The organism is Mucilaginibacter sp. (genome assembly GCF_035492695.1).
In the GTDB taxonomy this organism is placed as follows: domain Bacteria; phylum Bacteroidota; class Bacteroidia; order Sphingobacteriales; family Sphingobacteriaceae; genus Mucilaginibacter.
Genome location: NZ_DATJJC010000032.1, coordinates 96,547 through 121,425, shown reverse-complemented (window position 1 = coordinate 121,425; position 24,879 = coordinate 96,547). Strand labels below are relative to the sequence as shown.

Below are 24,879 nucleotides of genomic sequence, written 5' to 3'. Positions count from 1 at the left end.
CGATGGAGCCGGATTCGTTATTTAAATTCATGAACCCATTTATTCAACTGGGAATCCGTCATGATATTGTTAATGCCATTACTGAGTTAGGGTTCGAAAACCCTACGCCAATACAGGAACAGTCGATCCCGGTATTGTTGACAGGCAGCAACGATTTTGTCGGATTAGCCCAAACCGGGACCGGCAAGACTGCTGCTTTTGGACTTCCTTTACTGGAACTACTTGATTTCGAAGAAAATCATCCGCAGGCGCTTATATTGTGCCCAACCCGCGAACTTTGTTTACAGATCACGAACGATCTGAAAAATTATGCCAAAAATATGCGCAACGTACACGTTGTGGCAGTTTATGGCGGTGCAAGCATTTCTGACCAGCTGCACCAGATACGCCGCGGTGTGCAGATAGTAGTTGCTACACCAGGCCGTATGCTGGATATTATCAACCGCAAGGCGATAAATTTCAGCAATGTAAAATACGTCGTTTTAGACGAGGCTGATGAGATGCTCAATATGGGCTTCCAGGAAGATATTGACAGTATTTTGTCGACCACTCCGGACGAGAAAAAAACCTGGCTGTTTTCGGCCACTATGCCATCAGAAGTAAGAAGGATCGCCAAAAAATACATGGAGAATCCTTTCGAGCTGACCATGGGCACCAAAAATACAGGCAACGAAAATATCGAGCACGAATACTATGTAGTACGTGCCCGTGATAAATACGCTGCATTTAAACGCATTGTAGATTTCAATCCTGAAATATTCGGTATCGTATTTTGCCGTACAAAGATAGAGACCCAGGAAATTGCCGAGGCTTTGATCAAAGACGGTTATAACGCCGATTCGCTGCATGGCGACCTGTCGCAGCAGCAGCGCGACAAGGTAATGAAGCGCTACCGCGAACGCAGCCTGCAATTGTTAATTGCAACTGACGTTGCAGCGCGTGGTATCGACGTTAACGATGTTACCCACGTTATCAACTATTCGTTACCTGATGAAATTGAGAATTACACTCACCGTAGTGGTCGTACCGCACGTGCCGGTAAAACAGGTGTATCTATCTCCATCATCAATGGTAAAGAGTTAGGCAAAATCCGCCAGATAGAAAAAACCCTCGGCAAGCGTTTTGTTAAAGTGGAAATTCCGGGCGGTTTTGATGTGGTAGAAAAACAACTGTTTGCGCTGATACACAAGGTACACAATGTTGAAGTCAACGAGCAGCAAATAGAACAATACCTTCCGCGCATTATGGATGAGTTTAAGGAGCTGAGCAAAGAAGAGATCATCAAACGCTTTGCTTCGCTTGAATTCAACAGCTTCCTTGATTACTATAAAAACGCCCCTGATCTTAACGCGCCGGTCGATGAAAGTCGCCGCAACGATAGTGGTGGCGACCGCTTTAACCGTACCGGTATGCGCTCGGACTTTACACGTTTGTTTATCAATTTAGGTTCTGTCGACGGTTTTAGCCGCGGCGACCTGTTAGGTTATATCTGCAATACTACCAAGATCAGCGGAAAAACCGTAGGCAAAATAGATGTGAAGGGTGTTTATTCCTTCTTCGAAGTGCCGAATGACGACGTTGCAAAGGTTCAGAACGGTTTCAGGGGCGCTGACTTCCAGGGCCGCGATGTAAGAATAGAAATTTCCGGCGAAAGCAGTAACGAAAGTCGCGGTGGTGCGTCTAACTATAAAAGGCGCGAAGGCGGCGAAAAACGCGAAGGTGGTTTCCGCAGAGAAGGTGGTAATCGTGAAGGTGGAAACAGGGAACGTTCGGGCAGCTTTAACGGTGGTGGCGGTGGTTTCCGCGACTTCTCAGGCAAGCGCCGAGAAGACCGTGGCGAACGCCGCAGGAGGTTTTGAGTTGGTTAATTAGTGATTAGTTAACTTGTGATCAGGGACAGTGCCTAATCGCAAATAACAAGTTACCAATCATAAAGATAGTTTTAGGTTTAGTTTAGTTAAGCCCCGTTTACCAGTAGGTAACGGGGCTTTTTTCAACGGGTAAATTCCATCACGATCGAGTCGGGCGATAGCAATGTCAAGTTATGCTCGTCAAGTTGTTGTACGATAAATTTACTGTAAGGCTGGTTGCCCTCAAATGAGGTAAATATAGTATCGCCTTTAACAAAATAATCCTCAGCCATCGTAATGTCGCTGTCCATCGCGAATTGTTTGTCGGTTATATTCAGCGTAGTACTCTCGTTTTTCGCTTTCCATTCACCTTTTAGCTTTTTACCGATCGGTTTTGAGCACGATTCCAAAACGAGGGCTAGGGCACACGCAACATGTATCAGTATTAAAAAGTATTTACCCATGATCGTTTCCTCCTTCCGGCAGGTTACATCTTTTTATCCATCAGTTCGGATTTTTTAAGATAAACCCTGTGGCCTTTTTTGTTGATGTAGTAATAGTGCGAATGTTCGTTAATATAAACCGTTTCGCCATTGGGGCCGCATTTGCCTTCATATTTTTTATCGACGACATGGGAGGCAGTGTTGGCGGCTATATTGGACGTTTTATGCCCTACCTTTTTGGCAGTATTGCCGATCTTTTTGCCTAAAGTAGTGTCTCTTTTAACTGTTTCGGCTGAACTGTGCAGCGAAAATGATACCGCGGCAGCAATTAATGCTGCGCTTACTAATGTTTTCATAGCTATAATTGAATTAATGTATTGCTATTAACTCAATTGCCCTGCCAAATGTTTCATTTCTAAAACGGGACTTCTTTTCTCGTATAATATGGCATATACGGCTGTGCATATCGGCATGTGTACTTTATAGTGTTTGTTCACCTCGTGCAGGCAATTTACTGCGTAATAGCCCTCGGCAATCATGTTCATTTCCAACTGCGCCGCTTTTACGGTATAGCCTTTCCCTATCATATTGCCAAAAGTGCGGTTACGGCTGAAGTTGGAATAAGCGGTAACCAGCAGGTCGCCCAGGTAAGCTGATTCTTTGATATCGCGGTCGATAGGGTGCACCGCGGCAACAAAACGTTCCAGTTCGCGGATAGCATTTGATATTAATACCGATTGAAAATTATCCCCATAGCCCACACCGTGGCAAATACCGCTGGCCATAGCGTAAACGTTTTTTAATACCGCAGCATATTCGGTGCCCCATATATCGTCTGATACAATGGTATTGATATAACGCGTGGCCAGCATGCCTGCAAATTCAGCGGCCAGTTCGGTGTCGCCGGAAGCTATGGTGAGGTAGGAGAGCTTCTCGAGCGCCACCTCTTCGGCGTGGCAAGGCCCGCTTATCACCATAAAATCATCAAAGGAAACGCCATACCGCTGATTGATAAATTCGCCGATGATCATGTTCTCGTCGGGTACGATACCTTTGATGGCTGACACTACTTTTTTCCCCTTAAAATCTTCGGGTGTTATATCGGCCAGGGCTTCTTTCAAAAATGCCGCAGGCACGTTCAGTAATACAATATCGGCTTTGGCGATAAGACCTTTCAGGTTGGTCGAAATGTTTTTTGCAGGGACTTTGATCTCAACCGAACTCAGGTAATTTGGATTATGGCCGAATTGCCTGATATGTTCTGCCGCCTGCTCGCTGCGCATCCACCACGAGATCTCTTTTTCGACTGGGTTATCCGTAAGCATTTTGATGTTTGCCGTTGCCCAGCTGCCGCCGCCTGCTACCAGTATCCTGTTCTTTTCACCTATCATATTACTATTGAGATGTGCAAATATGCGGATGGATGTGCAGATGTGCAAATAGATGTGCGGATGTGCAGGTATGCCAATGTGCAAATGATTTAATTTTTGGAAATAGCGGTACCACGGTCATCTTCGAAATGACGTTTTTTGTACATGGGAAATGATTTTAAAATAGCGGGTTTGGCAGCTATTCCAGCACCAGGTCTCCCAGCGAAATATGCAACGACTGGCAAAATTCGCTAAGGCTTTCAACCCTCAAGTCGCGTGTGCCCGACAGCCATGTGCGCAGGGCATACATTTCTTTACGGATACGAAGGCCCAGTTCTGAAGCTGTTAGGCCTGTTTCGGCCAATATGTTTTCTACGCGGCTTTTGATGGCCAGCCTGTGTTCCAGGCTTTGCAGGTCGGATGGGCGTAGTTTGTCGAGAATGCGATCTAAAAAAGCGGATTGGTTTTCTGTTTTCATAGGGCTATCGCGCATGTGAGCCGCGGGATGTCAATATAGTAAAAATTGGAGATAGTGAGCCCCCGTTGTTAAAAAAAGATTTATTGGTTAAGCTTGAAAATAACAAGGCTCCTAAAAAGGAAAAGGCCCATGCAATGCACAGGCCTTTATCCACTATACTCCGACTTTAACTTAATTTCTATTTATTTTCGGTATTAAACAGCTTGCTCTTATCGACCTTCTCCACTTCCATTTTGTCGTTCAGGGTCTTCGAGATAGCGGTATATGGCGCCGATACTACTTCTTCACCCTCTTTCAACCCGGATAATACTTGTATGTAGCTGTCATCCTGTATGCCGGTAGTTACCTGTACCTGCTTTACTTTGCCCGCGCTGTAAACAAATACGTATTCTTTTGACAGCGGGGTGGCTTTTGGCTTGCTGTCATCTGTCGATGAATTATCTGTTTTTGGCGGCGCGCCTGCATTGGCCTTTTTCTCTTCGCGGGTGGTTACCGATTGAATAGGCACTGCTAGCGATGAGGCATGGTTGGTATTGATATCGACTGTCGCAGTCAGGCCCGGGCGGAACGGCGATTCGTTGGCGGCGTTCTTTCTTAGTAATGAAGCATACGATTTTGGATCGATCCTCACCTTCACGGTAAAGTTGGTTACCTGGTCGGCGGTATTGCCCACTACGTTGGCCGCGCTGCCGATCTCGATCACATTCCCTGAAAAGCTTTTTCCTAAAAATGCATCTACTTCTATCTTTGACGAGTCGCCAAGTTTGATACGATTGATGTCGTTCTCGTTTACATCAACATTCACATCGAGCTGGCCCAGGTCGGATATGGTCATGATCTCGGTACCGGCAAATTGCTGGGTACCCAATACACGTTCGCCTCTCTCGATGGATAATTTTGATATTACCCCGTCAACCGGCGAATAAATAGTGGTCTTATTCAGGTTAGCCTGCGATTCCTTTACGGATGCCGCGGTTTGGGCAAGGCCAAAATTTGCACCAACCACATTTTGTTTTGCTGCTTCGAGCGATGCTTTGGCACCCAGGTAATTCGATTTTGCGGCCTCAAACTCGGCCGTGGTCAGCACCTTTTTGTCGTAAAGTACTTTATCGCGTTTGTATATCGATTCGATATTGGCGAAACTTGCTTCGCTTTGTTTCAGCATCTGCTCTGCATTTGCTACACTGGCTCTCTGCGAGTTGTAAGCAGCTTCAGTACGCTCATAGTCAGATTTCAATATATCCGGCCTGATGCGGCAAAGCAGTTGCCCTTTTTTCACTACATCGCCTTCCTTTACGGGCAGTTCAACTACCTCACCCGATACTTCAGGGCTGATCTTTACTTCGACGTGTGCCTTGATCTTTCCGCTGGCGGATACGCTCTCGTTTATCGTGCGTACGGCAGCTTTTTCAGTAGCGACCTGCGTTTTTTTAGGCTTGCCGATAATACCTGTCGCTTTGCCCACTATCAGCAACACCACAAGCACACCAAGCGAGATCAAAATATATTTAGTAGTCTTTCCCATTTTATTGTTGTTAAATTCTGATTCTAAATTTTATAATGTTATTTGATTACCCAGGTAATAGTCGATCACCTTACTCCTGAAGATCACTTCGTACTTAGCCTCTATCATATCGTTTTGGGCCTTGTTGTAATTGGTAAGCGAAGTATTGTAATCGAGAGAATTCACCAGCCCTACATTGTATCTTTCCTGCATTACATTAAAGGCATCTTTATCGGCCTCGTAAGTTTGCTGCGCCGATGCATAACGCCTTACTGCAGCATTCAGGTCGAGCACGGCCTGGGTAATGGTTTTGCTCAGGGTGTTTTTAGCCAGTTGCGTGGTAACCTGTGCATTCTCGTAGCTCAATTTAGCCTTGTTGACCGAAGTGCGCGCGCTAAAATGATTAAATATGGGTATTTGCAAGCTGACACCTACAAACTGGTTGAAATTATCTTTGAACTGGTTGCCAAAGGAGTAGTATCCGTAAATAGGACTGGAAACCGGGAACTGGGTTTTGACCAATTGCCCCGTTCCGTCAACAACGCCAATGGTTTGCGTTTCGGGGGTAGTACCGCCCAACAGGCGGAACGATTGCTGGGCGCTTGAATAGTACGAATTTAAATTGCCGATAAGAGACAGGGTAGGATAGTAGTTCCCTCTAGCCACTTTTATTGCCTGGGCTGAAGTCTGCTGCTGCAGTTCGGCAAGTTTCACATCGGGGTTTACTGAAAGGGCTGTTTTTAATACCTCGTTGGCGTCGTAAGCCGTTTTTATGTCATTCAATTTGCTGATGTCCGGCCTTTCCACCTTTATATCAGTGTTCGGGTCCATCTCCATGTATTGTTTTAAAACCAGGATAGAAAGATCGAACTGGTTTTGTGCGGTTGTCAGATTATATTCGGCTGTGGATAAGCCTGCTTTCGCCTGCGACAGATCGGCAAGCGACAGGTTGCCTGCGTCAAAACTCTGCTGCGTCCTGTTCAATGTTATCTTGGCAATATCTATTTGCTGCTGCGCGGCAGTTACCAGGTCCTGGTTGGTCAGTATCTGCAGGTAATCCGTTACCACGTTTAATATAAGGTCGTTCTTTATTTTGGCTGTGCTTGTTTTATCTACATCCAGTTGAAGTTTGTTCTGGAGTATCTGGTTACGCAATTGACCGCCCTGGAAAAGCGTAAATTGCACCGTAGCCGAGCCGTTAACGTTAAAAACAGTTTGATTAACGTAAGCATAATTACCCGATACCGGGCTGCGGCCAAAGCCCCAGCCTGCGGTCGGGCTTGCGCTTGCACTGGGTAACTGGTTGTATTTGCTCTGTTTCAGGTCTTCATTAGCCAGCGCCTCGGTAAACTTTGCCTGCTTGATGGTAAGGTTACGATCAAGTGTCATATCCACAGCCTTTTGAAGCGAGATAACTTCCTGCGCGCGGGCCTTTGACGCAAATACCATTGCCGTTAACCCGATAATTACGCCCAGCCTTTGAATTTTTAATATACTTTGAATCATAAATGTATCTGTTGATGGTTCATAGTTGATAGTTCATGGCCGGATTTTCCTAATTTTAGGGCGGTTGGCTGTGAATTACTAACCATTAACTATCTGCTAAAAATGTACCTGGTAAAAACGCCGTGGCTTTTAAAACGATTGTATCCCAGTCTTTTGTGGAATAACAGCCGCAGCAGCACCTGTATTTACGTCACTTTTGACGACGGGCCTATACCCATTGTTACACCGTTTGTTTTAAATATTTTGAAACAGTACCAGGCAAAGGCTACTTTTTTCTGTATCGGCGATAACGTAAAGAAGCACCCCGATATTTTTGAACAGGTAAAAAATGCGGGCCACGCTATCGGAAATCACACTTTTAATCATTTAAAAGGGTGGAAGACAGACGATAGAACCTACCTGGATAATTTTTTAAAAGCTGATGAACTTGCCGGTTCCAACTTGTTCCGCCCGCCGTACGGACGCATCAAAAGATCGCAGATCAAATTACTACGGGAGGCAAAACCCGGCCTGAAGATAGTAATGTGGGATGTGCTGAGCGGCGATTTTGATATCAATTTAAGTCCTGAAGACTGCCTCAGGAATGTGCTGAAATACACCCAACCCGGTTCCATCATCGTATTTCACGATAGCCTGAAAGCCTTTGACCGGCTGCAATATGTTTTGCCAAAGTCGATGGAAGAGTGGAGCAGGAGAGGGTGGGAGTTTGGCTCGTTAGTGTAGTTGGCAGTGATGAGTTTGCAGAATAACTGCATTTGCAAACTCAATACTATCAATTGTGCCCGCGTTAGCGATTGAAGTGTATACCGGCCCTGCGGCTAATGCCTGTGCAGTATGAACGGAAAGCGCGGCCGCAGGCAACGCCCTTATTTCAGTTGGCAGTTTTTAGTTTGCAGTTAGCATAGGTAATCCAAATGATCCATTTCAACTGCAAACTGCCCACTGCAAACTAATTTAGAACCCCTCCAAATTATATTTGTACAAATCACTGACGGCATTTTACCTGTAATTTTCCTAAATTCGCCGCGTTAGGCTTTTGTGTGGCCTGGCCCTGTTTTTTTACTTCACCTAAAGATCAAATACAATGGCTTTTGATTTAGATATGATCAAAAAGGTTTACGATCGCTACAGCACCCGCGTGGCTGCTGCCCGTACCGCGACCGGCAAACCCCTTACCTTAACCGAGAAAATTTTATACGCCCACCTTTCTGAAGGCGACGCCCATAAAGCTTATGGCCGTGGTACCGACTACGTTGATTTTGCACCCGACCGTGTGGCCATGCAGGATGCTACCGCGCAGATGGCTTTATTGCAGTTTATGCAGGCGGGTCGACCGCAGGTTGCTGTGCCGAGTACCGTGCATTGCGACCACCTGATACAGGCCAAAGTTGGCGCTGATACCGATTTGCAGACCGCCAAAGATGTGAACAAGGAAGTTTACGATTTCCTGGCATCGGTATCGGATAAATACGGTATCGGTTTCTGGAAACCGGGTGCGGGTATCATTCACCAGGTAGTGCTGGAGAATTATGCTTTCCCGGGTGGTATGATGATCGGTACCGACTCGCATACACCTAATGCGGGCGGTTTGGGTATGATAGCCATTGGTGTTGGTGGCGCAGATGCCTGCGATGTGATGGCAGGGCTGCCGTGGGAGCTTAAATTCCCTAAGCTGATAGGCGTGCACCTGACCGGTAAACTATCAGGCTGGACGTCGGCCAAAGACGTTATCCTGCGTGTGGCCGGTATCCTGACGGTGAAAGGCGGAACAGGGGCCATTGTTGAATATTTTGGTGAAGGCGCACGTTCGCTTTCCGCAACAGGTAAAGGAACCATTTGTAACATGGGTGCCGAGATAGGTGCTACTACTTCCATATTCGGATACGATGAAAAAGCAGCCGAGTACCTGAAAGGTACCAAGCGCGCCGACATTGCCGCTTTAGCCGATACCATTAAAGAACACCTGACAGGCGACGCCGAAGTATACGCTAATCCTTCTGCCTACTTCGACCAGGTGATAGAGATCAACCTGGATGAACTGGAGCCGCATGTGAACGGTCCGTTTACGCCTGACCTGGCATGGCCCATCTCCAAATTCGCGACGGCGGTTAAGGAAAACGGCTGGCCGGCTACTTTGGAAGTAGGTTTGATAGGATCGTGCACCAACTCATCATACGAAGATATTACCCGCGCGGCATCTATCGCGCAGCAGGCTATCGATAAACATTTGAAGGCTAAGGCCGAATACACTATAACCCCTGGCTCGGAACAGGTGCGCTACACCGTTGAACGCGACGGCTACCTGGATACTTTTGAGCAGATAGGCGGCGTGGTGCTGGCTAACGCCTGCGGCCCTTGTATAGGCCAATGGGCGCGCCATACCGACGACCCGACACGCAAAAACTCGATCATCACTTCGTTCAACCGTAACTTTGCCAAACGCCAGGACGGTAACCCCAATACCCACGCTTTTGTGGCTTCGCCCGAGATAGTGACGGCGTTTGCCATTGCCGGCGATCTGACCTTTAACCCGCTTACCGATACCCTTACCAACGCCGACGGCCAGCAGGTGAAGCTGGACGAGCCGGTAGGTATCGAAATGCCAATAAAGGGTTATGCGGTAGAGGATGCCGGTTACCAGGCGCCTGCCGAAGACGGCAGCAGCGTTGAGGTAAAGGTTGACCCGAAATCATCGCGCTTGCAATTGCTTGATCCGTTTGCGCCGTGGGAAGGCACTGATCTGTCGGGTTTGCGCCTGCTTATTAAAGCTAAGGGCAAATGTACTACCGACCATATTTCCATGGCTGGTCCGTGGTTGAAGTTCCGCGGGCATTTGGATAATATCTCCAACAACATGCTTATTGGCGCCATCAATTACTTTAATGGCAATGCCGACAGCGTTAAGAACGAACTTACCGGCGAATACGGCCCGGTACCTGCCACCCAGCGCGATTACAAAGCGCATGGCATAGGCACCGTGGTAGTAGGCGACGAAAACTACGGTGAAGGCTCGAGCCGCGAGCATGCCGCTATGGAACCCCGCCACCTGGGTGTGCGCGCCATACTGGTAAAATCGTTCGCCCGTATACACGAGACCAACCTGAAAAAGCAGGGTATGCTGGGCATCACCTTTGCCGATCCGGCTGATTATGAAAAGGTGCAGGAGGATGATACCATCTCCATCAAGGGCCTTACCGAATTTGCCCCGGGCAAACAGCTAACCGTAGTGCTGCACCACAAGGACGGCACAACCGACGCCTTCCCGGTAAACCATACTTACAATGCACAGCAGATAGAATGGTTTAAGGCGGGCGGGGCGTTGAATATAATACGACGCCAAATGGCATAGTGAAGGAGGTTAAAGGCGAAGGGTGGAAAGGTTTAAACTTCTACCCTTCGCCTTTTAATTACCTTTCTCCTTTCACCTTTCACCTTTCTCCTTTCACCTTTCACCTTTCACCCAATTCCTCAACATAGTGTACGTGTAATACTCAAACACGTTCACGCAAACGCCGCTTGCCAAACATAGGTTGGCTTTAATAAGCTGATAAACAGGCTTAATTTCGTTACACTAAGCACTAAAAGTGGCCCATTTTTATACATTCCGTGAACACCGGTAAAATTACTCCCTCATTGCCAGTTAGTTAAATATGGACCACTTTTGATAGGAAATATCCGCTAAAATTGTATAAATGCCATAGCAGGCCTGATAAGCCAATTTCAAACCAATATCGGCCCAAAATGTGCACGGTTTAAACACTTGGTGTATTGTGGTTTGTGAGTTTTTTGTGATTTGATTTTTGGGGTTAGTGTATGCCAAATCAGCCAATCGCCAACCACTAATCACTAATTAACAAATCACAAGTTAACCAATCACCAATTAACAAATCACACCTAAATAGGGTTTATGTTTTGTAATGTTTGCTTCATTCAGGTAGGTAGTGAAAAATGGGCGAATTAACTACAAATTAACCAATATGCCCTCTGTTACTCAGAAACGCATATTGGCTGTTGTAACTTATTGAAAAATAGGGTGTTTTCACGGGTTGATAAAGTATACGATTTGTAATAGATTTCACTTTTAAAAAAACCTAACACAAATTCGGAAACGTTTGTCGCATCTGAACGGAGGGCGTTAACGCACAATTGATTACTTTTGAAAATGGAACCTTTCTTAAAATGGGCAGGTGGCAAACGATGGCTTGTAAATAGAGACACAGGGTTGCTTCCTCAAAATAATGGATTTAATAGATATATAGAACCATTTTTAGGAAGTGGCGCAGTTTTTTTTCACGTTCAACCCCGAAACGGAATTTTAAGCGATTTAAATTCTGACTTAATAAACTCATACACAATTATAAGGGACTGTTGGGAAGATTTGCTAGAAATATTAATTAAGTATGATAAGCGCCATTCTAAAGAATTTTATTATAAAATAAGGGCGAGCCGACCGAAGAGCCAAATTAATAAAGCGGCAAGATTTATTTATCTAAATAGAACGTGCTGGAATGGATTATATAGAGTAAATAAAAAAGGCGAGTTTAATGTCCCGATAGGCACAAAGACTAAAGTTCTTCTCTCGGAAGATAATTTCGCAGAAGTATCTCATATTTTGCAAAATGTCGAGATTGAAGTCTGCGATTTTGAACGTAGTATCGACAAAGCCAACGAAGGTGATTTTGTTTTTGTTGATCCACCATATACAGTTAAACATAATTTAAACGGATTCGTAAAATATAACGAAACAATTTTCACATGGGGCGATCAAGAAAGATTAAAAAATGCAATCCTTAGAGCCCAAAAAAGAGGCGCGGAAATATTGCTTCTCAATGCTAATCACCAATCCATAAAGACTCTTTATAATGGCATAGGCAATACGACCACGCTCGATAGAGCGAGTGTTATAGCGGGCAACCCCTTATCCAGAGGTACTTACAGTGAGCTTGCAATTAAATGTTAACCACATGGAAAGAATTTGGATTCTGGTAAAGCGTTTTTTCACGTCAATTAATTATAGGATTTTAGGAGGCAGTCTTGCAGAGGTTGGATGGCTTACTCTATTTGCGCTACTGCCCTTAATTATCAATATTATCATTGCTGGCATTCCAGCTAATAGTTTAACACAACCAATTGCAAATAAAATAGTTCCTGGAGAAATATTATCGTATTGCCTAAGCTTCTTAGCACCATCGTTATATCTGCTTACCAGGTTGCAGGGATCTGGTTACCGACTCCCATGGTTACATAGTTTTTCGATCATAACATTATTGGTATATATTGCATCGGTCGTTTTATATTTAATCGCAAAAAATAGATGGGTAAGTCAAATTGATCTTCAACCTCATGGAATTAATCTTTATTTTAAGCTTACCGTGATCTTCTTTTTGATAGCGCTTATTTTTCGGGTATATGCTGTTTATCATGGCAGAAATTTTACATCGTTTTCTATAATGAGAGCTCAGCAGCAAGATGATTTTAACGCCGGGTTTGTTAATAGTTTAAATAGGCCGCAGCAATGACAACAAATCAAATAACGCTTCCAGTAATTAAAGTTTCCCAACCTCTTGGTGATTTTTTTATCGGGAACATCAGCGCGAAGGATCTGATCAAAATATCATATGCCGATGTGCGCAGAATCGAGGACAGGGATATTGAAAGATATTTAGGCATCCAACGGCCTTTGGATAAAGGTAGAGTTGCAGAAATCAGAAGATATCTTGATGCTCCTGATGCTGCATTTCCAACAGGGGTGGTATTAGCCATAGATCAAAATTGTGCTGAATTTGGAAACGACGGAGCTCTTACCTTGAAGCCTTTTACTTCTGAATTTGAAGGTGAGTCGATCAGTGTGGATAAAATAGCTAAAATACTCGACGGACAACATAGAATTGCCGCATTTATTAATGATGCTGGTTCGTACGATAGAACACTAGATAATGTTTTTTTGGATTTTCAGTTAAATGTCGTCATTTTTATTGGATTGGATATTGATGAACAGGCCAATATATTTGCCACCGTTAATTTAGCACAGACGAAAGTTAGCAGAAGTTTGGTTTATGATCTCGAAGGTTTAGCTAAAGTGAGAAGCCCTTTCAAGACTTGTCATCAAATAGCAGTTGCTCTAGATTCTGCTGATAAGAGAAGTCCACTTTATCACAGAATTAAAAGACTTGGAGTCAAAACAAAAGGTAGAGAAGCATCGGAGCCGCTAACGCAAGCTGCGTTTGTGGAATCTTTAATTAAATTGATTTCGCCAGACCCCTTTTCAGACAGGACGACATATTTAAAAGGCAAAAAGCCGGAATTTGCCAGCAACGCCGAACTTTTTAAAAATCCTTTCAGGAATCTATTTATATCTGAACGGGACAATGATATAGCTTTAATCCTTTTTAACTATTTTACCAGTATTCAGAATAAGTGGCCAGTCGCTTGGACGAATATTCAGCAAGAAGGAAATATACTTCCGCGCTCAAACGCTTTTAAAGCATTTATGCGATACCTAAAACTTGCCTACATAAGAATCGTACAAACAGAGATTGGGAGAATTGCTTCAATTGAAGAGTTTGCCTCTATATTCGAAAACTTGAATGTTTCTGACGCAGATTTTACATCCGGAAATTTTAAGCCAGGAAGTGGCGGCGAATCTGCATTCTATAAACTTTTGACCGGGGAAAAGACTATTCACGACTTGAAAGACGAATAGATACACGTTGGTCCGGATTTGCAATCCGGCCCCAAATAGTTTAGGGATTTGCAATCCCGGTATCCAGGTCCTCAATTAAAATAACCGCAAGCAACACCACCGGGCCATATACGCTCCGATCATGGTTAACACTCTTTTTGCCTTGTTTTATATAAAATGTTGATAATCAAATATTTATGTATTGTACGCTATTGGAAGTGTTAACCATGTTAACCCAACCTAACGCAAGAATTGCGGGCAGGGTTGCGGATGATGTATCCCTGTCTTTACGGTTTTTGTTGCCGTAATGGCAGCCATTGGCTAACTTGGCGGCATGAAAGGTTTTATCCTGCTTGTCGCCTTTGCCGCTTTGGCGACTTACCATGCGTATGCCCAAAAGGTTTATATCGGCTGCCCTGAAAAAGTGAATGCCATCCCGAATGCCGGTTTTCTCGCTCAGCAGCCTGTAGACGTGGTGATATTCGACAGCCGCACCATACCGGCCGGGGCCAAAATAGAATGCCAGGGGACTGAAGTAAGGCAGGCTCTGCAAAACTTCCTGCAATCGGAGTTCCCCTCGTGCAAAATGACGCTGCTGCCCGATACGCTGAGCGCCCCCAAGCCGGGCAAGATAACCATTAAAATAGGCATATCCGCGTACCAGGCCAGCCTTGCCCGGTCCGAATGGACCGGGACGGTTAATTACCGCGTAACCGTTACCGATAACCGGCATCAGCCGGGCAGGAAACAATCCGAAGAAATAAGCAACGAGATCAGCCGGCCGAATATCCTGGGCTACCGGGCAGCAAAAAAATGCCTGTTCATGGGTTTCGACAAATCCAACCAGGACCTCGTATCCTTCATCGAAAACACGTTAAAGGACTGATGCTGCGTTGTGCCGTGCACAAGGCAAGTCAAGCGGCGATAATACCGATCTGAACCTGGTGAGCAACGGCCTGTCTTTTTCGGTGTTTTATGTTCTTGGAAGTAAGTAAAAGCTAAAAAGCGTCGGGCCGTGCGGTTCCTTCCCCCGGGAAGGGCAGGAAGGCGTTAGCAAAGCGGCGAAACCCCGCCCTGCACCCGCCCCAGGGCGGGAATCGCACAGCCCTTTGCCTCTTTAAATAAGATTTTAACTAATCACGAGTCACTGACCACCAGTCAACTATTCTCAGAGCCTCTCCGCAAACTCCTTCGCAAAGTCCTCGAGCTTAATTTTACCGGTAGGTTTGCTGCCCTGGGCGTCGTAATCCTTCCACAGAATGCCGCTGCCTACGGCGTTGTTCATTTCGATAAAATTGCGTGAGATAGGTTCGGGTAAGCCGGCCTGCAGCATACCGTCGAGTGCCTGCTCGTCGGTAAATTTAACCCATTTCAGGTCGGGTTTGCCAATGGCGGCGCCTAATACGGATGCCACTTCGCCGGCGCTGCGTTCGTCGCTGGTAATGTAGCGCACGCTTTTACCGGTAAACGGTGTTTGCAGTTCTTCTGCCACGGCGGCTGCAATATCCTCAGGGTGTACCATGATCATGCGCGTATCCGCACCGTAGTTGGCGCCAATAAAGCCCAGGTGTTTTATCATATCGATATTGGCGTAAAAGTTGACGTAAAAGAACCCGGCGCGCAGGTGTTTAATGGCCACACCTTCCAGGGCGTTCAGCACCTTTTCGCCGTCGTGTACGCCCGATATCTGGCCCGTGCCGCCGTCAATATCCGCGCCGATGCTGCTCAGGTTCACCACGCGGGTAATGTTGTTGTTGCGGATGGCTTCAGCATAATTGCGGGCGCTGTCGCTTACGTATTTGCGGTAGTCGGTAACGCCAAAGTTTGGCGGAACCATGGTGTACACCACGTCGGCCCCGGCAAAGGCGCGGGTTAAAAATGCGGCGTCGGCAATGGAACCTATGGCGGCTTTGGCACCTAATGCTTCAATGTCCTTTACTTTATCTGCGCTGCTGCTTACGATGGTCACTTCATGACCGGCGGCTATCAATTGTTTGGCTAAGGGTTTGCTGATGTTTCCCAACGAGCCTGTTAGTGTAATTTTCATGATGATTATTTTTTTGTTTTTGTTGAGAACAAAGGTATATTTGTACTTACTTTTATACAAGTACTTACCCTAAAGTATGTATCAATGACACAGGTAAAAGAAAGTTCGACCATACAGGAAAACAAAAAATTCGCCCTTAACGAATGTCCCGTAACTTACGTGATGAATAAGATAGGCGGGTTCTGGAAACCCATTATCCTGTATCATTTGCTGTCGGGCAGCAAGCGCTACAGCGAATTGCGCCGGGCCATACCCACCATAACCGAAAAAATGCTGATACAGCACCTGAAACAATTAGAGAACGACAATATTGTAGTGCGCGAATCGAAGCCCGTGGTGCCGCCTTATGTTACCTACCGCCTTACACCCGGTGGCCAGGAGCTGGGGCCAGTATTAGCCGCCATGGCTGTTTGGGGTATCGAAGACAGCAAGCGCAACGCCGGCAATATTTATGTTTCTAAAAGTATCGACGATTTTCCGGGACATAGTTAAATTGCATTATGAAAAACCTTTATCTGCTGGTAACCGCATTTTGCTTGCTGCTCACCGCCTGCGTACAGCCAGGCAAATACGTCGGCGCAAAATATCCCAAAACTAAAACGGCGGACGTTTATCATTCCGCTGCCGAAGTAAAGCGGCATTACAAAGTGATAGGTAAACTGACGAATCGAAAATACCTGGATAAAGAAAACGACCATGTAATGATGATGGATGCCAAACGCGCCGGCGGCGATGCCGTGATCATCCTTGGGGTTGACTCGACCATCACCGGTAAACCCAACCGCATGGTGGCCGAGGTGGTTAAGTATGAGGATTAAGTCGAATGATGTCATCCTGAACTTGTTTCAGGAACCCACGGGACAGGAAACCTTTCAGGAGACTTACTTAGTAAGTGGGGTGCCGAAACAAGTTCGGCATGACCTATTTATTCTTCCGGACTTTCCGACTTATGCGGACTTCCTGACTCCCTACCGCTTCACAATCCTCTTCAGCACCAATAAATTCAACGCATTTTTGCTGATGCCGGTCATGTTGTTCTGGTACATGTTCACCAGCTTATCATAGTAAAGCACCACTACTGGGGCGTTTTGCATAATGATGTTATCCATCTCGCGGTACAGGGCGTAGCGCTTCTGGTCGTCGGCTTCGTGGTAGGCCTGTTCAAAAAGGCAGTCGAATTGTTTATTGTTAAAGCCGGTATAATTCGGCCCCCAGGGTATCTTGTTTTTGGAGTAGAATAGTAACAAGTAATTCTCCCCATCCGGATAATCCGCTATCCACGACCCATAGAAAAAGTTTACGCCGTTCTTCGATACCAGCTCGCGCAGGCTGGCGCTTTGCACTATCTCCACCCTGGTCCGTATACCAACCTGGTCAAGCTGGCCCTGCACGTATTCTATCAGGTCGCGGTAGCCGATGGTGGTAGTCAGCGTTATTTCAGGGCATTCCTTGCCGTTGGGGTAACCGCATTCGGCTAAAAGCTGCCGTGCTTTTTCGGGGTTGTAGGTGTAGCCTTTAACTTTTTCGGCGTCAAAACCCGGCATGCCTGCGGGCACAAATCCGCCGTTGCCCGGCGTGGCCATACTGTTGCGCAGGTATTTGATCATCTTTTGCTTGTCGATGGCATAATTGATAGCCTGGCGGATCTTTAGCAGTTTCAGCGGCGAATGCCTGACGATGGGTAAATTAGTGTCAACCAGCATACCCAGGTACATGGTATTAAGGTAGGGCGCCGAATTAAGGATGAACTTGCCCTTATATTTCTGCGTTACCTGGCCCGATTTGGTCAGGATATCATCGCGGTAGCTGCCATCAATGTCGTTCAGAAAATCGATCTTCCCGGTCACAAACTCCATAAAAGCGGTTTGCTTGTCGCCGATGAAGGTTGCCCGCACCGCATCTAAATGGGGCAGGGGGCTGCCGTCCTTATCTTTTTCCCAGTACCTGTCATTCTTCAGGAACACCAGCACTTCGCCCTCTTTCCAGTATTTGAATTTGAACGGCCCGGTGCCGATAGGGTGATTGCGAAAATCCTTGCCGTAATGCTCGGCCACCTCGCGCGGTATCACCGAGGCTATCTGCGAGGTAAGCAGCGTAAGCAGGGGCGGGAAGGGGGCCTTCAGTACAATGCGGAACGTAGTATCATTAAGGGCGATAAAGGCTTTATTGTCTTTCACCTTGTCGCTGAATATCCACGAACCCGAGGCTGCAATTTTCGGGTTGATGAGCCGGCTGAAGCTGTACACAAAATCAGCTGCGACAGCTTTGCGGCCCTTGCCATCTTTAAATAGGGGATCATCATGAAAATAGACATCGTTTCGCAGGTGAAAAGTATATTGCAGCCCGTCGGCCGACACTTCCCAGCTTTTGGCAATGGAAGGCTGAACGTGCATGCTGTCGTCTATCTGCACCAGCCCGTTATAAAGCTGGTTATCCATCCAGATGGTGTTCTGGTTACGGCAAAAGGCCGGGTCGAGCGAGGTAAGGCCCTCATCCAGGTTGATGTTGAACACTGATTTGCCCGGTGTGGCGTTATCGGTATGGCATGAATTAAGAAGAAGGAGTATAAAGGCGAAAGGTAAAAGGTGAAAGGTAATTAGTCTCGGCACAACTCTGTTTATTCCCTTCAGCTCAAGTTTGATCATCAAGGCTAAAGATATTATTTTGAGAACAAATGTAAAAGGGCAAAGGCGAAAGGTGATTTTCACCTAACAAAACTACCTTTGCCCTTTCGCCTTTATCCTTTTACCTTTGAAGAATGAGGAAATATATCACAGCATTATTCGCGTTGGCATCGTTAGGGTATTTCCTGTCCACTTTTACTGGCTGCGGTAAGGAGCTGATATCGCCCAATCCTTTTACCGATTCAACTATTGTCGCCGGCAGCGATTCAGCTGGATATAGAGATGGCTTAGGTACCGATGCAAGGTTTGATCATCCATTTGGTTTAGCGTTTGATAATGCGGGAAATCTTTATGTGGCCGACCAGGGCAATTCGCTTATAAGGAAGATCGACCCTGCTGCCAATGTCACCACGCTTGCTGGCATGGTAGGTGTGCTGGGTTTAACCAACGGTGTGGATTCGCTTTCAAGCTTTAATAAGCCCTTTTCGGTTGCTGCGGATGCATCGGGCAATGTATTTGTTGCCGATGCGGGCAATAATGTGATCCGCAAAATAGCTGCTGACGGTACCGTAAGCACCTTTGCCGGAACGGGTGTTGCAGGGGCCGATGACGGCACAACCCAGGCTACTTTTAATTCGCCCCTGGGAGTAGCTGCCGACCAGGCCGGAAATGTTTATGTGGCCGATTATGGCAACGACCTTATCCGCAAGATAACGGCCGACGGCACGGTAAGTACCATAGCCGGAAAACAAGGGGTTTCCGGCATGGCAGACGGCCAGGATACCACAGCCAGGTTCAACCTGCCTGAAAGTGTGGCTGTTGACGCCACAGGTAATATCTACGTGGCTGATAACGGTAATAATGCTATCCGTAAAATAACGCCCACGGGCCTGGTAAGTACTCTTGCCGGAAACGGAACAGCCGGAAAGAGCGAGGGAATCGGAAAAACTGCGAGTTTTAATTCGCCTTTCGGTATAGCTGTTGACGGGGCCGGCAATGTTTACGTAGCTGATGCCGGAAATAATAAGATACGTAAAATAATACCTGACGGTACAGTAAGTACTTTTGCCGGCAGCGGAATAAAAGGGGCAGCAAACGGAACTGGCGCTAATGCAAGCTTTAACACACCAGTCGGGTTGGCCGTGGATGCATTGGGAAACATATATGTTTCGGATGAAAATAATAATTTAATACGGAAAATTACACCGGACGGTATAGTTACAGTAATTGCGGTAATCCACAGAAAATCAGCTTTTAACTAAAAGTAATTAAAGATTAATTTGCTGTAACTATTATATAAAATAATTATTCCGTTTTATTAGGATAAAATAAAACTTACAGCTAACTTTGATATTATCTGTCAGATAAACACCAATTATTGACCCTTTTTTTGGATGGTTTCTAAACAAGAGCTACAGCTAACGTATTCCAGTCTGCCTACAGAAAAGCTGATGGAAATCATAGACAATAAATTTGGCTATACTGAAATGGCCGTGTCTGTAGCTTTTGAAGAACTGGCCAGCCGGAAGATATCAGAAGAGGAAGTCAAGAATTACAAGTCGAAACAAATAGAGAAACTGAACAATTACATCCGGAAAAATATTTCGCACGATCTGTCCCTGTCGCAAAAAAACTTGTTTTATTTCCTGTTTATACCGCTTTTGACCGCGCCTTTCAGGCTGGGTTTTAAGGAAAAAGGCTTCAAACTGAAAATAAAACAGGCTAATTATTACTCGCTTTTCGGTTTTATTTTCTGCGTGCTTTCTACCTTGTTTTTGGTGCAGGGTATGTCTAACCTGTTTGTGGCGGCTTTTTGGATGGGTGGTTTTATACCGGCCTACCTGATGGACGAGTTTTTTAACCGTCAGCGCCAGATCAAAAAACTACAGAAACTTTTTGGCCAGGCCGAAACCGAAGAATCGGCACAGGAACAGGACGCCTGAATGTCCCGGTAACCCGCAAACCTTCGTAAATATTTGATTTTGAACAGGTAAATCCCTGCAATGCTTTTCTGTACAGTTAAATTCCCCCTTTAGGGGTGATAAAGGGCATCGGCGTTGCTTTTATATTTGGTTAAGACCAAAATACCACGCAATCACATGACCAAAACTGCCCGGCCCATCATCCTGCTATTGCTTTTCCTGCTTGTTTTAGGCACCGGGCGTATCAGCGCGCAAGATATGTACCGTGGCACCGCGGCACACAACAGCAATTATAATTCGGGCATCAAAGATTTCTTTAACGAATGCGCCTGGAAGTTTGATGCGGATGCGCCCATCAGGTCCACCGCGGTAGTTGCGGGCAACTCACTCTATTTCGGCAGCAGCCGGGGCGTGTTTTATAGCCTGGACAAAAACACAGGAAAGATCAACTGGACATTCAAACCAGGCTATGCCATCAATTCGTCGGCAGCGGCGCACCATGGGAATGTTTTCTTCAGCGATAATCAGCAAAGCCTTTATTCACTTAACGCGGTCACAGGAAAATTAAACTGGAAAACAGGCCTCGGCCCCGCCAAAAACTACGACTGGGCATTTGACTATACCTATTCCTCGCCGGCCATCGTCAAAGGGCAAATTTTGATAGGCAGCAAGGACGGCTGTATTTATAATATTAACGAGGCGACCGGGAGAGTCAAATGGAAATTTAAAACCGGGGGCATCGTCCGGAGCTCACCCGCCGTTGCTGATAATATCGTTTATGCCGGGGATACCGAAGGTAATTTTTACGCGGTCGGCCTTAATAATGGTAAACAAAAATGGTGTTTTGAGATAGAAGGCCATACCATGCAGAATGAGAAATTTTCATTCGACCGCAGGGCAATCATTGCTTCGCCTTTGGTAACCGGCAATAAGGTGATCATTGGCGGCCGCGATGGCTTTTTGTATTGCCTTGATAAAAATACAGGAAAGCAATTGTGGCGCGTCGATCATGAAGTTTCATGGATCATATCGGCAGTTGCGGTAAAAGATAATATCGTAGTAACCGGAACCTCGGACGGCCATTTTGTACAGGCGGTCGACCTGAATACCGGTAAACAATTGTGGAAATACCATACAGTGAATGTGGTATGGTCGTCGCCCATTATCGATGGCGATAAGGTTTATATCGGCAGTCACGAAGGCGTTATCTATTGCCTCGACTTAAAAACCGGCCGTAAACTCACCAGTTTTCAAACGGGCGGTATCGTGTTCTCTTCGCCCGTTATCGGCGGGCACTTGCTTTATGTTGGTTCGGACGATGGCTTTCTTTATGCCCTTAAACCGGGTATTGGTCATGCCTCACCAGTTACGGCCCGTAAATACGTGTTTTGGGATGAAGGCATACCGGCCCCAAACGGGAACGACATCCGCATCAGGAAATACCTTACCGATAACGGTTATAAGCGTTTGGATAAGGAAAAATTGATTAAGCTGATCGGCGAAACGGATTCGGCCGAAAACTCCGTCATCGTATTTGCCACCAACTTTTTACCGGAGGAAATAACCAAAGGAGAGAAAAGTTCAACCCTGCGCGGTTACCTTGAAGGCGGGGGGAAAGTGGTAGTAACAGCTACCGACCCGCTGGTGCTGAAATACGATGCGCAATATAAGGCAGTCGTTTTGCGCAGCTTCCTGTATGCCGATAGTGTGATAGGTATTAAATACGGCCCCGACGATCTGCGGTCGTACAAAGGCAACCAGCCGGCCTTCCGCACCAGAGCGGGGGAAGATTGGGGTGTGCAGTCTTTCTGGGCATCCCCGCTTAGTATCGACCCGAAGCAGGTGGATATTATATTGGGGATGGACGAGAACGGGCTGGCATCGGCCTGGGTAAAGAAATTTCATAAAAGCTCAGGCTCGGGTTTTGTGCAGATATGGGCAGGTGAGGGCGACCGGGACCTGAGCTTTATAACCCGCGTAGCGGAATACGGACTTAAGTAACGTCATGAAGCATCTCCGGTTATATATCGCCATCGCCCTGCTGCCCGCCGCCGGCAGTTTGTATGCCCAGGGCAGTTATCCCGGTAATGGCGCAGCAGCCGATACGCCTCAAATATTTGCCGAAGGCATCCTTTCAGATGGTTTGAATAACCGCGATTTTGCTATTTCGCCCGAAGGTGACGAGATATATTTTACGGTGCAGGGTCCGCGATTTGCGCTGAGCACCATCCTGCGCATGACCAAAAAGAACGGGCAGTGGGGCGATCCGGAAGTGGCGCCCTTCTCGGGCAAATGGCGCGACCTGGAGGCGGCATTTTCACCGGACGGGCAGTTTATCTATTTCTCGTCGGACAGGCCGGTCAATGGCGAGCCTAAAAAGGACTTCGACCTATGGCGCGTCAAACGCTTGCCGGGGGGAAGGTTTGGCGAACCCGAAAACCTCGGCACGGTTGTCAATTCAGGTAAAAATGAATTTTACCCGTCGGTCGCGCGCAGCGGCAACCTGTACTTTACCGTTGAAGCGGATTATGGGAAGGGGAGCGAGGATATTGTGATATGCAAATGGAACGGTACAGGCTTTGCCAAACCCGAAAGCCTGCCCGAAGATATTAATACCAAATACGACGAATTTAACGCCTTTGCCGACCCGGATGAGCAGTTTATTATCTTCTCATCCTACGGCCGGCCTGACGATATGGGCGGCGGAGATCTTTATATAAGCAGGAAAAACCAGAACGGAGACTGGTTACCTGTGAAGCATCTCCCCGCCCCATTTAATTCGGCCTACCTGGATTATTGCCCTTATGTAACCCCGGATAAAAAATACCTGGTGTTTACAAGCAACCGCATGAACCCCGCTTTTAAAAACGGGAGGGCAAAAAATTACCGGGAAACTAAGAGCATGTTATCGGGCCCGGGCAATGGCAACGATGATATTTATTGGGTGAAATTTAATAGGAACTGGCTAAAGTAAAACCGCATCATGAAAAAAATTACCGTGTTGTTATTGATCGTAATGAATGTAAGCGCCTTTGCACAACAGCAGGCGACCCTGAAAAAAGCTGATTCGCTATTTGCGAAGCAGGAGTGGAAAGCTGCAAAGCAAAACTATTTAAGTGTGCTGAAAGACACTTCGTCCAACCCCATATCATGGACGCGATTGGGCTACTGCGATCAAAACCTCGGCCTTTATGCCGAGGCATTGACGAATTATGAAAAATGCCTTGCAAATAGCCCGAGACCGCAGGTAAGGTCGGTAACGCTGTCGCGAATGGCGCGGGTGTATGCGCTTACGGGTAAAATTGACGAGGCAGCCGACAGGCTGATAAAAGCCACCGCTTTGGGTTATAACAGCCTGCCCGACCTGGATACACTGGCCGACTATAAAAATATGCGCGCCGCCCCCAATTTTGCCGATATACGCAAAAAAGTATATGAAACGGTATTTCCATGTGCTGCCGAACCACATGCCCACGATTTCGACTTTTGGATAGGAGAATGGGATGTTTATCAAACAGGCACGAAATTTTTGGTAGGGCACAGCCTGGTTCAAAGTATATCCGGCGAATGTGCGTTGCTGGAAAACTGGACTTCCACGCAGGCCAGTACCGGCAAAAGCATAAACTATTACAATGCAGCAACCGGTAAATGGGAGCAGGACTGGATAGGGTCGGCAGGCGGGCCGCAGCGCTACCTAAACGGCGAATACAAAGACGGCGCTATGCAATTTGCCTACGAGTTTACCAACGCGCAGGGCAAAAAACAGACAGGAAATTTCAAATTTTACAACATCGATAAAGACACCGTGCGCCAGTACCAGGACATTAATAACGACGATGGCAAAACGGTTACCGTATCTTACGATTTTACGTATATCAGGAAAAAGCAGTAAATTTTGTTTTTAAAAAACTAAGCATGGGAAAGTTCTTTTTGCTTGCCGCAGGGCTGCTATTATTTAACCAGGGTATAGGCCAGGTCAAAAACACATCCTATACAACGCCAACAGGCGAAAAAGTTTTACGGCTCGAATCGGTTTTGCCTGTAGATATCAACACGGCCTGGAAACTTTTTACTACCGACGAAGGCCTGAAAACATGGATAGCGCCGCTGGCGCATATCGAATTGGCGATAGGTGGTTCTATCGTGACCAATTATGATAAGAATAAGCCGTTAAGTGACCCGTCTTCGATCAAATTGAAGATTATCAATTACATAGATGGCGAAATGCTAACGCTTAAAGTTAATCTGAACGATAATTTTGACCAGGAGGCAAGGGCTGGGGACAAGAATTTGCAGGAGGTGATCCTGCTAAAGGCCATCGGCCCGCAGCAAACACAGGTTGTATCTTTGATGATGGGTTGGGGCAAGGGCCCGGCCTGGGATAAAACCTATAATTTTTTTGCCAGGGGCAACGAATGGACCTACAATGAGTTGCTGAAGAATTATAAATGAG

General features: G+C 46.4%; 23 protein-coding genes. 15 read left to right on the top strand and 8 right to left on the bottom strand.

The features are described 5' to 3' along the window. The first annotated feature begins 29 nt into the window (after window positions 1-29). The gene (locus VL525_RS19515; RefSeq protein ID WP_325388789.1) at window positions 30-1,859 is read left to right on the top strand and encodes a DEAD/DEAH box helicase; all 1,830 of its coding nucleotides are present in this window, start codon (window positions 30-32) and stop codon (window positions 1,857-1,859) included. 134 nt (window positions 1,860-1,993) lie between these two features. Here VL525_RS19515 and VL525_RS19510 read toward each other — a convergent pair whose 3' ends face one another. The 6 genes from VL525_RS19510 to VL525_RS19485 form a co-directional block, all read right to left on the bottom strand. Beyond that, on the bottom strand, window positions 1,994-2,260 hold the full coding sequence (locus VL525_RS19510; RefSeq protein WP_325388787.1) for a hypothetical protein: 267 nt from the start codon (window positions 2,258-2,260) through the stop codon (window positions 1,994-1,996). Between the two features lie 77 nt (window positions 2,261-2,337). Continuing rightward, on the bottom strand, window positions 2,338-2,649 hold the full coding sequence (locus tag VL525_RS19505; RefSeq protein ID WP_325388785.1) for a hypothetical protein: 312 nt from the start codon (window positions 2,647-2,649) through the stop codon (window positions 2,338-2,340). A gap of 27 nt (window positions 2,650-2,676) precedes the next feature. Next, window positions 2,677-3,684, bottom strand: a complete 1,008-nt coding sequence (locus VL525_RS19500; protein WP_325389033.1) for an NAD(P)H-dependent glycerol-3-phosphate dehydrogenase — start codon at window positions 3,682-3,684, stop codon at window positions 2,677-2,679. Window positions 3,685-3,862: 178 nt separating this feature from the next. After that, window positions 3,863-4,141, bottom strand: coding sequence for a hypothetical protein (locus VL525_RS19495; RefSeq protein ID WP_325388783.1), 279 nt, complete (start codon window positions 4,139-4,141; stop codon window positions 3,863-3,865). Window positions 4,142-4,319: 178 nt separating this feature from the next. Next, a complete protein-coding gene (locus VL525_RS19490) occupies window positions 4,320-5,666 on the bottom strand; it encodes an efflux RND transporter periplasmic adaptor subunit (protein WP_325388782.1) in 1,347 nt (448 codons plus the stop codon). Window positions 5,667-5,696: 30 nt separating this feature from the next. Beyond that, window positions 5,697-7,151: a TolC family protein gene (locus VL525_RS19485; RefSeq protein WP_325388780.1), complete on the bottom strand. Its 1,455-nt coding sequence runs from the start codon at window positions 7,149-7,151 to the stop codon at window positions 5,697-5,699. Between the two features lie 102 nt (window positions 7,152-7,253). Here VL525_RS19485 and VL525_RS19480 point away from each other — a divergent pair, with 102 nt between their 5' ends. The 6 genes from VL525_RS19480 (at window position 7,254) to VL525_RS19455 (ending at window position 14,719) form a co-directional block, all read left to right on the top strand. After that, complete coding sequence (locus tag VL525_RS19480; RefSeq protein ID WP_325388777.1) at window positions 7,254-7,874, top strand: polysaccharide deacetylase family protein; 621 nt, start codon at window positions 7,254-7,256, stop codon at window positions 7,872-7,874. Window positions 7,875-8,235: 361 nt separating this feature from the next. Next, the gene (locus VL525_RS19475) at window positions 8,236-10,500 is read left to right on the top strand and encodes an aconitate hydratase (RefSeq protein ID WP_325388775.1); all 2,265 of its coding nucleotides are present in this window, start codon (window positions 8,236-8,238) and stop codon (window positions 10,498-10,500) included. An 813-nt stretch (window positions 10,501-11,313) separates the two neighbouring features. Next, window positions 11,314-12,111, top strand: a complete 798-nt coding sequence (locus VL525_RS19470) for a Dam family site-specific DNA-(adenine-N6)-methyltransferase (protein WP_325388773.1) — start codon at window positions 11,314-11,316, stop codon at window positions 12,109-12,111. Between the two features lie 4 nt (window positions 12,112-12,115). After that, window positions 12,116-12,670, top strand: coding sequence for a hypothetical protein (locus tag VL525_RS19465; protein ID WP_325388771.1), 555 nt, complete (start codon window positions 12,116-12,118; stop codon window positions 12,668-12,670). Further along, window positions 12,667-13,854, top strand: coding sequence for a DGQHR domain-containing protein (locus VL525_RS19460; protein WP_325388769.1), 1,188 nt, complete (start codon window positions 12,667-12,669; stop codon window positions 13,852-13,854). Before VL525_RS19465 ends, VL525_RS19460 begins: the two co-directional genes overlap by 4 nt. Before the next feature lie 313 nt (window positions 13,855-14,167). Further along, window positions 14,168-14,719, top strand: coding sequence for a hypothetical protein (locus VL525_RS19455; protein ID WP_325388766.1), 552 nt, complete (start codon window positions 14,168-14,170; stop codon window positions 14,717-14,719). A gap of 282 nt (window positions 14,720-15,001) precedes the next feature. Here the strand turns inward: VL525_RS19455 and VL525_RS19450 are convergent, their stop codons facing one another. Continuing rightward, on the bottom strand, window positions 15,002-15,880 hold the full coding sequence (locus tag VL525_RS19450; RefSeq protein ID WP_325388763.1) for an NAD(P)H-binding protein: 879 nt from the start codon (window positions 15,878-15,880) through the stop codon (window positions 15,002-15,004). 84 nt (window positions 15,881-15,964) lie between these two features. Here VL525_RS19450 and VL525_RS19445 point away from each other — a divergent pair, with 84 nt between their 5' ends. Together VL525_RS19445 and VL525_RS19440 are read left to right on the top strand one after the other, a co-directional pair. Further along, a complete protein-coding gene (locus VL525_RS19445; protein WP_325388759.1) occupies window positions 15,965-16,372 on the top strand; it encodes a helix-turn-helix domain-containing protein in 408 nt (135 codons plus the stop codon). 8 nt (window positions 16,373-16,380) lie between these two features. Next, window positions 16,381-16,698, top strand: a complete 318-nt coding sequence (locus tag VL525_RS19440; RefSeq protein WP_325388757.1) for a hypothetical protein — start codon at window positions 16,381-16,383, stop codon at window positions 16,696-16,698. A 150-nt stretch (window positions 16,699-16,848) separates the two neighbouring features. Here VL525_RS19440 and VL525_RS19435 read toward each other — a convergent pair whose 3' ends face one another. Continuing rightward, the gene (locus VL525_RS19435) at window positions 16,849-18,525 is read right to left on the bottom strand and encodes an ABC transporter substrate-binding protein (RefSeq protein WP_325388755.1); all 1,677 of its coding nucleotides are present in this window, start codon (window positions 18,523-18,525) and stop codon (window positions 16,849-16,851) included. Window positions 18,526-18,638: 113 nt separating this feature from the next. Here VL525_RS19435 and VL525_RS19430 point away from each other — a divergent pair, with 113 nt between their 5' ends. From VL525_RS19430 to VL525_RS19405, 6 genes are all read left to right on the top strand, one after another. Beyond that, the gene (locus VL525_RS19430; protein WP_325388753.1) at window positions 18,639-19,766 is read left to right on the top strand and encodes an NHL repeat-containing protein; all 1,128 of its coding nucleotides are present in this window, start codon (window positions 18,639-18,641) and stop codon (window positions 19,764-19,766) included. 189 nt (window positions 19,767-19,955) lie between these two features. Next, the gene (locus VL525_RS19425; protein ID WP_325388751.1) at window positions 19,956-20,447 is read left to right on the top strand and encodes a hypothetical protein; all 492 of its coding nucleotides are present in this window, start codon (window positions 19,956-19,958) and stop codon (window positions 20,445-20,447) included. Between the two features lie 156 nt (window positions 20,448-20,603). After that, the gene (locus VL525_RS19420; RefSeq protein ID WP_325388749.1) at window positions 20,604-22,427 is read left to right on the top strand and encodes a PQQ-binding-like beta-propeller repeat protein; all 1,824 of its coding nucleotides are present in this window, start codon (window positions 20,604-20,606) and stop codon (window positions 22,425-22,427) included. 4 nt (window positions 22,428-22,431) lie between these two features. Beyond that, window positions 22,432-23,400, top strand: coding sequence for a hypothetical protein (locus tag VL525_RS19415; protein ID WP_325388747.1), 969 nt, complete (start codon window positions 22,432-22,434; stop codon window positions 23,398-23,400). Window positions 23,401-23,409: 9 nt separating this feature from the next. Then, window positions 23,410-24,318: a tetratricopeptide repeat protein gene (locus VL525_RS19410; RefSeq protein WP_325388745.1), complete on the top strand. Its 909-nt coding sequence runs from the start codon at window positions 23,410-23,412 to the stop codon at window positions 24,316-24,318. A 23-nt stretch (window positions 24,319-24,341) separates the two neighbouring features. Continuing rightward, window positions 24,342-24,878 carry a hypothetical protein gene (locus tag VL525_RS19405; RefSeq protein ID WP_325388743.1) on the top strand — a complete coding sequence of 179 codons (537 nt, stop codon included), beginning with the start codon at window positions 24,342-24,344 and terminating at the stop codon, window positions 24,876-24,878. Window position 24,879 lies beyond the last annotated feature (1 nt).

Coding starts and splice junctions, on each gene's coding strand:
- VL525_RS19425 (WP_325388751.1), top strand. CDS start 19,956: ATGGAAATCATAGACAATAAATTTGGCTATACTGAAATGGCCGTGTCT.
- VL525_RS19485 (WP_325388780.1), bottom strand. CDS start 7,151: ATGATTCAAAGTATATTAAAAATTCAAAGGCTGGGCGTAATTATCGGG.
- VL525_RS19450 (WP_325388763.1), bottom strand. CDS start 15,880: ATGAAAATTACACTAACAGGCTCGTTGGGAAACATCAGCAAACCCTTA.
- VL525_RS19460 (WP_325388769.1), top strand. CDS start 12,667: ATGACAACAAATCAAATAACGCTTCCAGTAATTAAAGTTTCCCAACCT.
- VL525_RS19465 (WP_325388771.1), top strand. CDS start 12,116: ATGGAAAGAATTTGGATTCTGGTAAAGCGTTTTTTCACGTCAATTAAT.
- VL525_RS19455 (WP_325388766.1), top strand. CDS start 14,168: ATGAAAGGTTTTATCCTGCTTGTCGCCTTTGCCGCTTTGGCGACTTAC.
- VL525_RS19405 (WP_325388743.1), top strand. CDS start 24,342: ATGGGAAAGTTCTTTTTGCTTGCCGCAGGGCTGCTATTATTTAACCAG.
- VL525_RS19475 (WP_325388775.1), top strand. CDS start 8,236: ATGGCTTTTGATTTAGATATGATCAAAAAGGTTTACGATCGCTACAGC.
- VL525_RS19410 (WP_325388745.1), top strand. CDS start 23,410: ATGAAAAAAATTACCGTGTTGTTATTGATCGTAATGAATGTAAGCGCC.
- VL525_RS19495 (WP_325388783.1), bottom strand. CDS start 4,141: ATGAAAACAGAAAACCAATCCGCTTTTTTAGATCGCATTCTCGACAAA.
- VL525_RS19445 (WP_325388759.1), top strand. CDS start 15,965: ATGACACAGGTAAAAGAAAGTTCGACCATACAGGAAAACAAAAAATTC.
- VL525_RS19440 (WP_325388757.1), top strand. CDS start 16,381: ATGAAAAACCTTTATCTGCTGGTAACCGCATTTTGCTTGCTGCTCACC.
- VL525_RS19420 (WP_325388749.1), top strand. CDS start 20,604: ATGACCAAAACTGCCCGGCCCATCATCCTGCTATTGCTTTTCCTGCTT.
- VL525_RS19415 (WP_325388747.1), top strand. CDS start 22,432: ATGAAGCATCTCCGGTTATATATCGCCATCGCCCTGCTGCCCGCCGCC.
- VL525_RS19500 (WP_325389033.1), bottom strand. CDS start 3,684: ATGATAGGTGAAAAGAACAGGATACTGGTAGCAGGCGGCGGCAGCTGG.
- VL525_RS19490 (WP_325388782.1), bottom strand. CDS start 5,666: ATGGGAAAGACTACTAAATATATTTTGATCTCGCTTGGTGTGCTTGTG.
- VL525_RS19515 (WP_325388789.1), top strand. CDS start 30: ATGAACCCATTTATTCAACTGGGAATCCGTCATGATATTGTTAATGCC.
- VL525_RS19430 (WP_325388753.1), top strand. CDS start 18,639: ATGAGGAAATATATCACAGCATTATTCGCGTTGGCATCGTTAGGGTAT.
- VL525_RS19480 (WP_325388777.1), top strand. CDS start 7,254: ATGTACCTGGTAAAAACGCCGTGGCTTTTAAAACGATTGTATCCCAGT.
- VL525_RS19435 (WP_325388755.1), bottom strand. CDS start 18,525: ATGATCAAACTTGAGCTGAAGGGAATAAACAGAGTTGTGCCGAGACTA.
- VL525_RS19505 (WP_325388785.1), bottom strand. CDS start 2,649: ATGAAAACATTAGTAAGCGCAGCATTAATTGCTGCCGCGGTATCATTT.
- VL525_RS19470 (WP_325388773.1), top strand. CDS start 11,314: ATGGAACCTTTCTTAAAATGGGCAGGTGGCAAACGATGGCTTGTAAAT.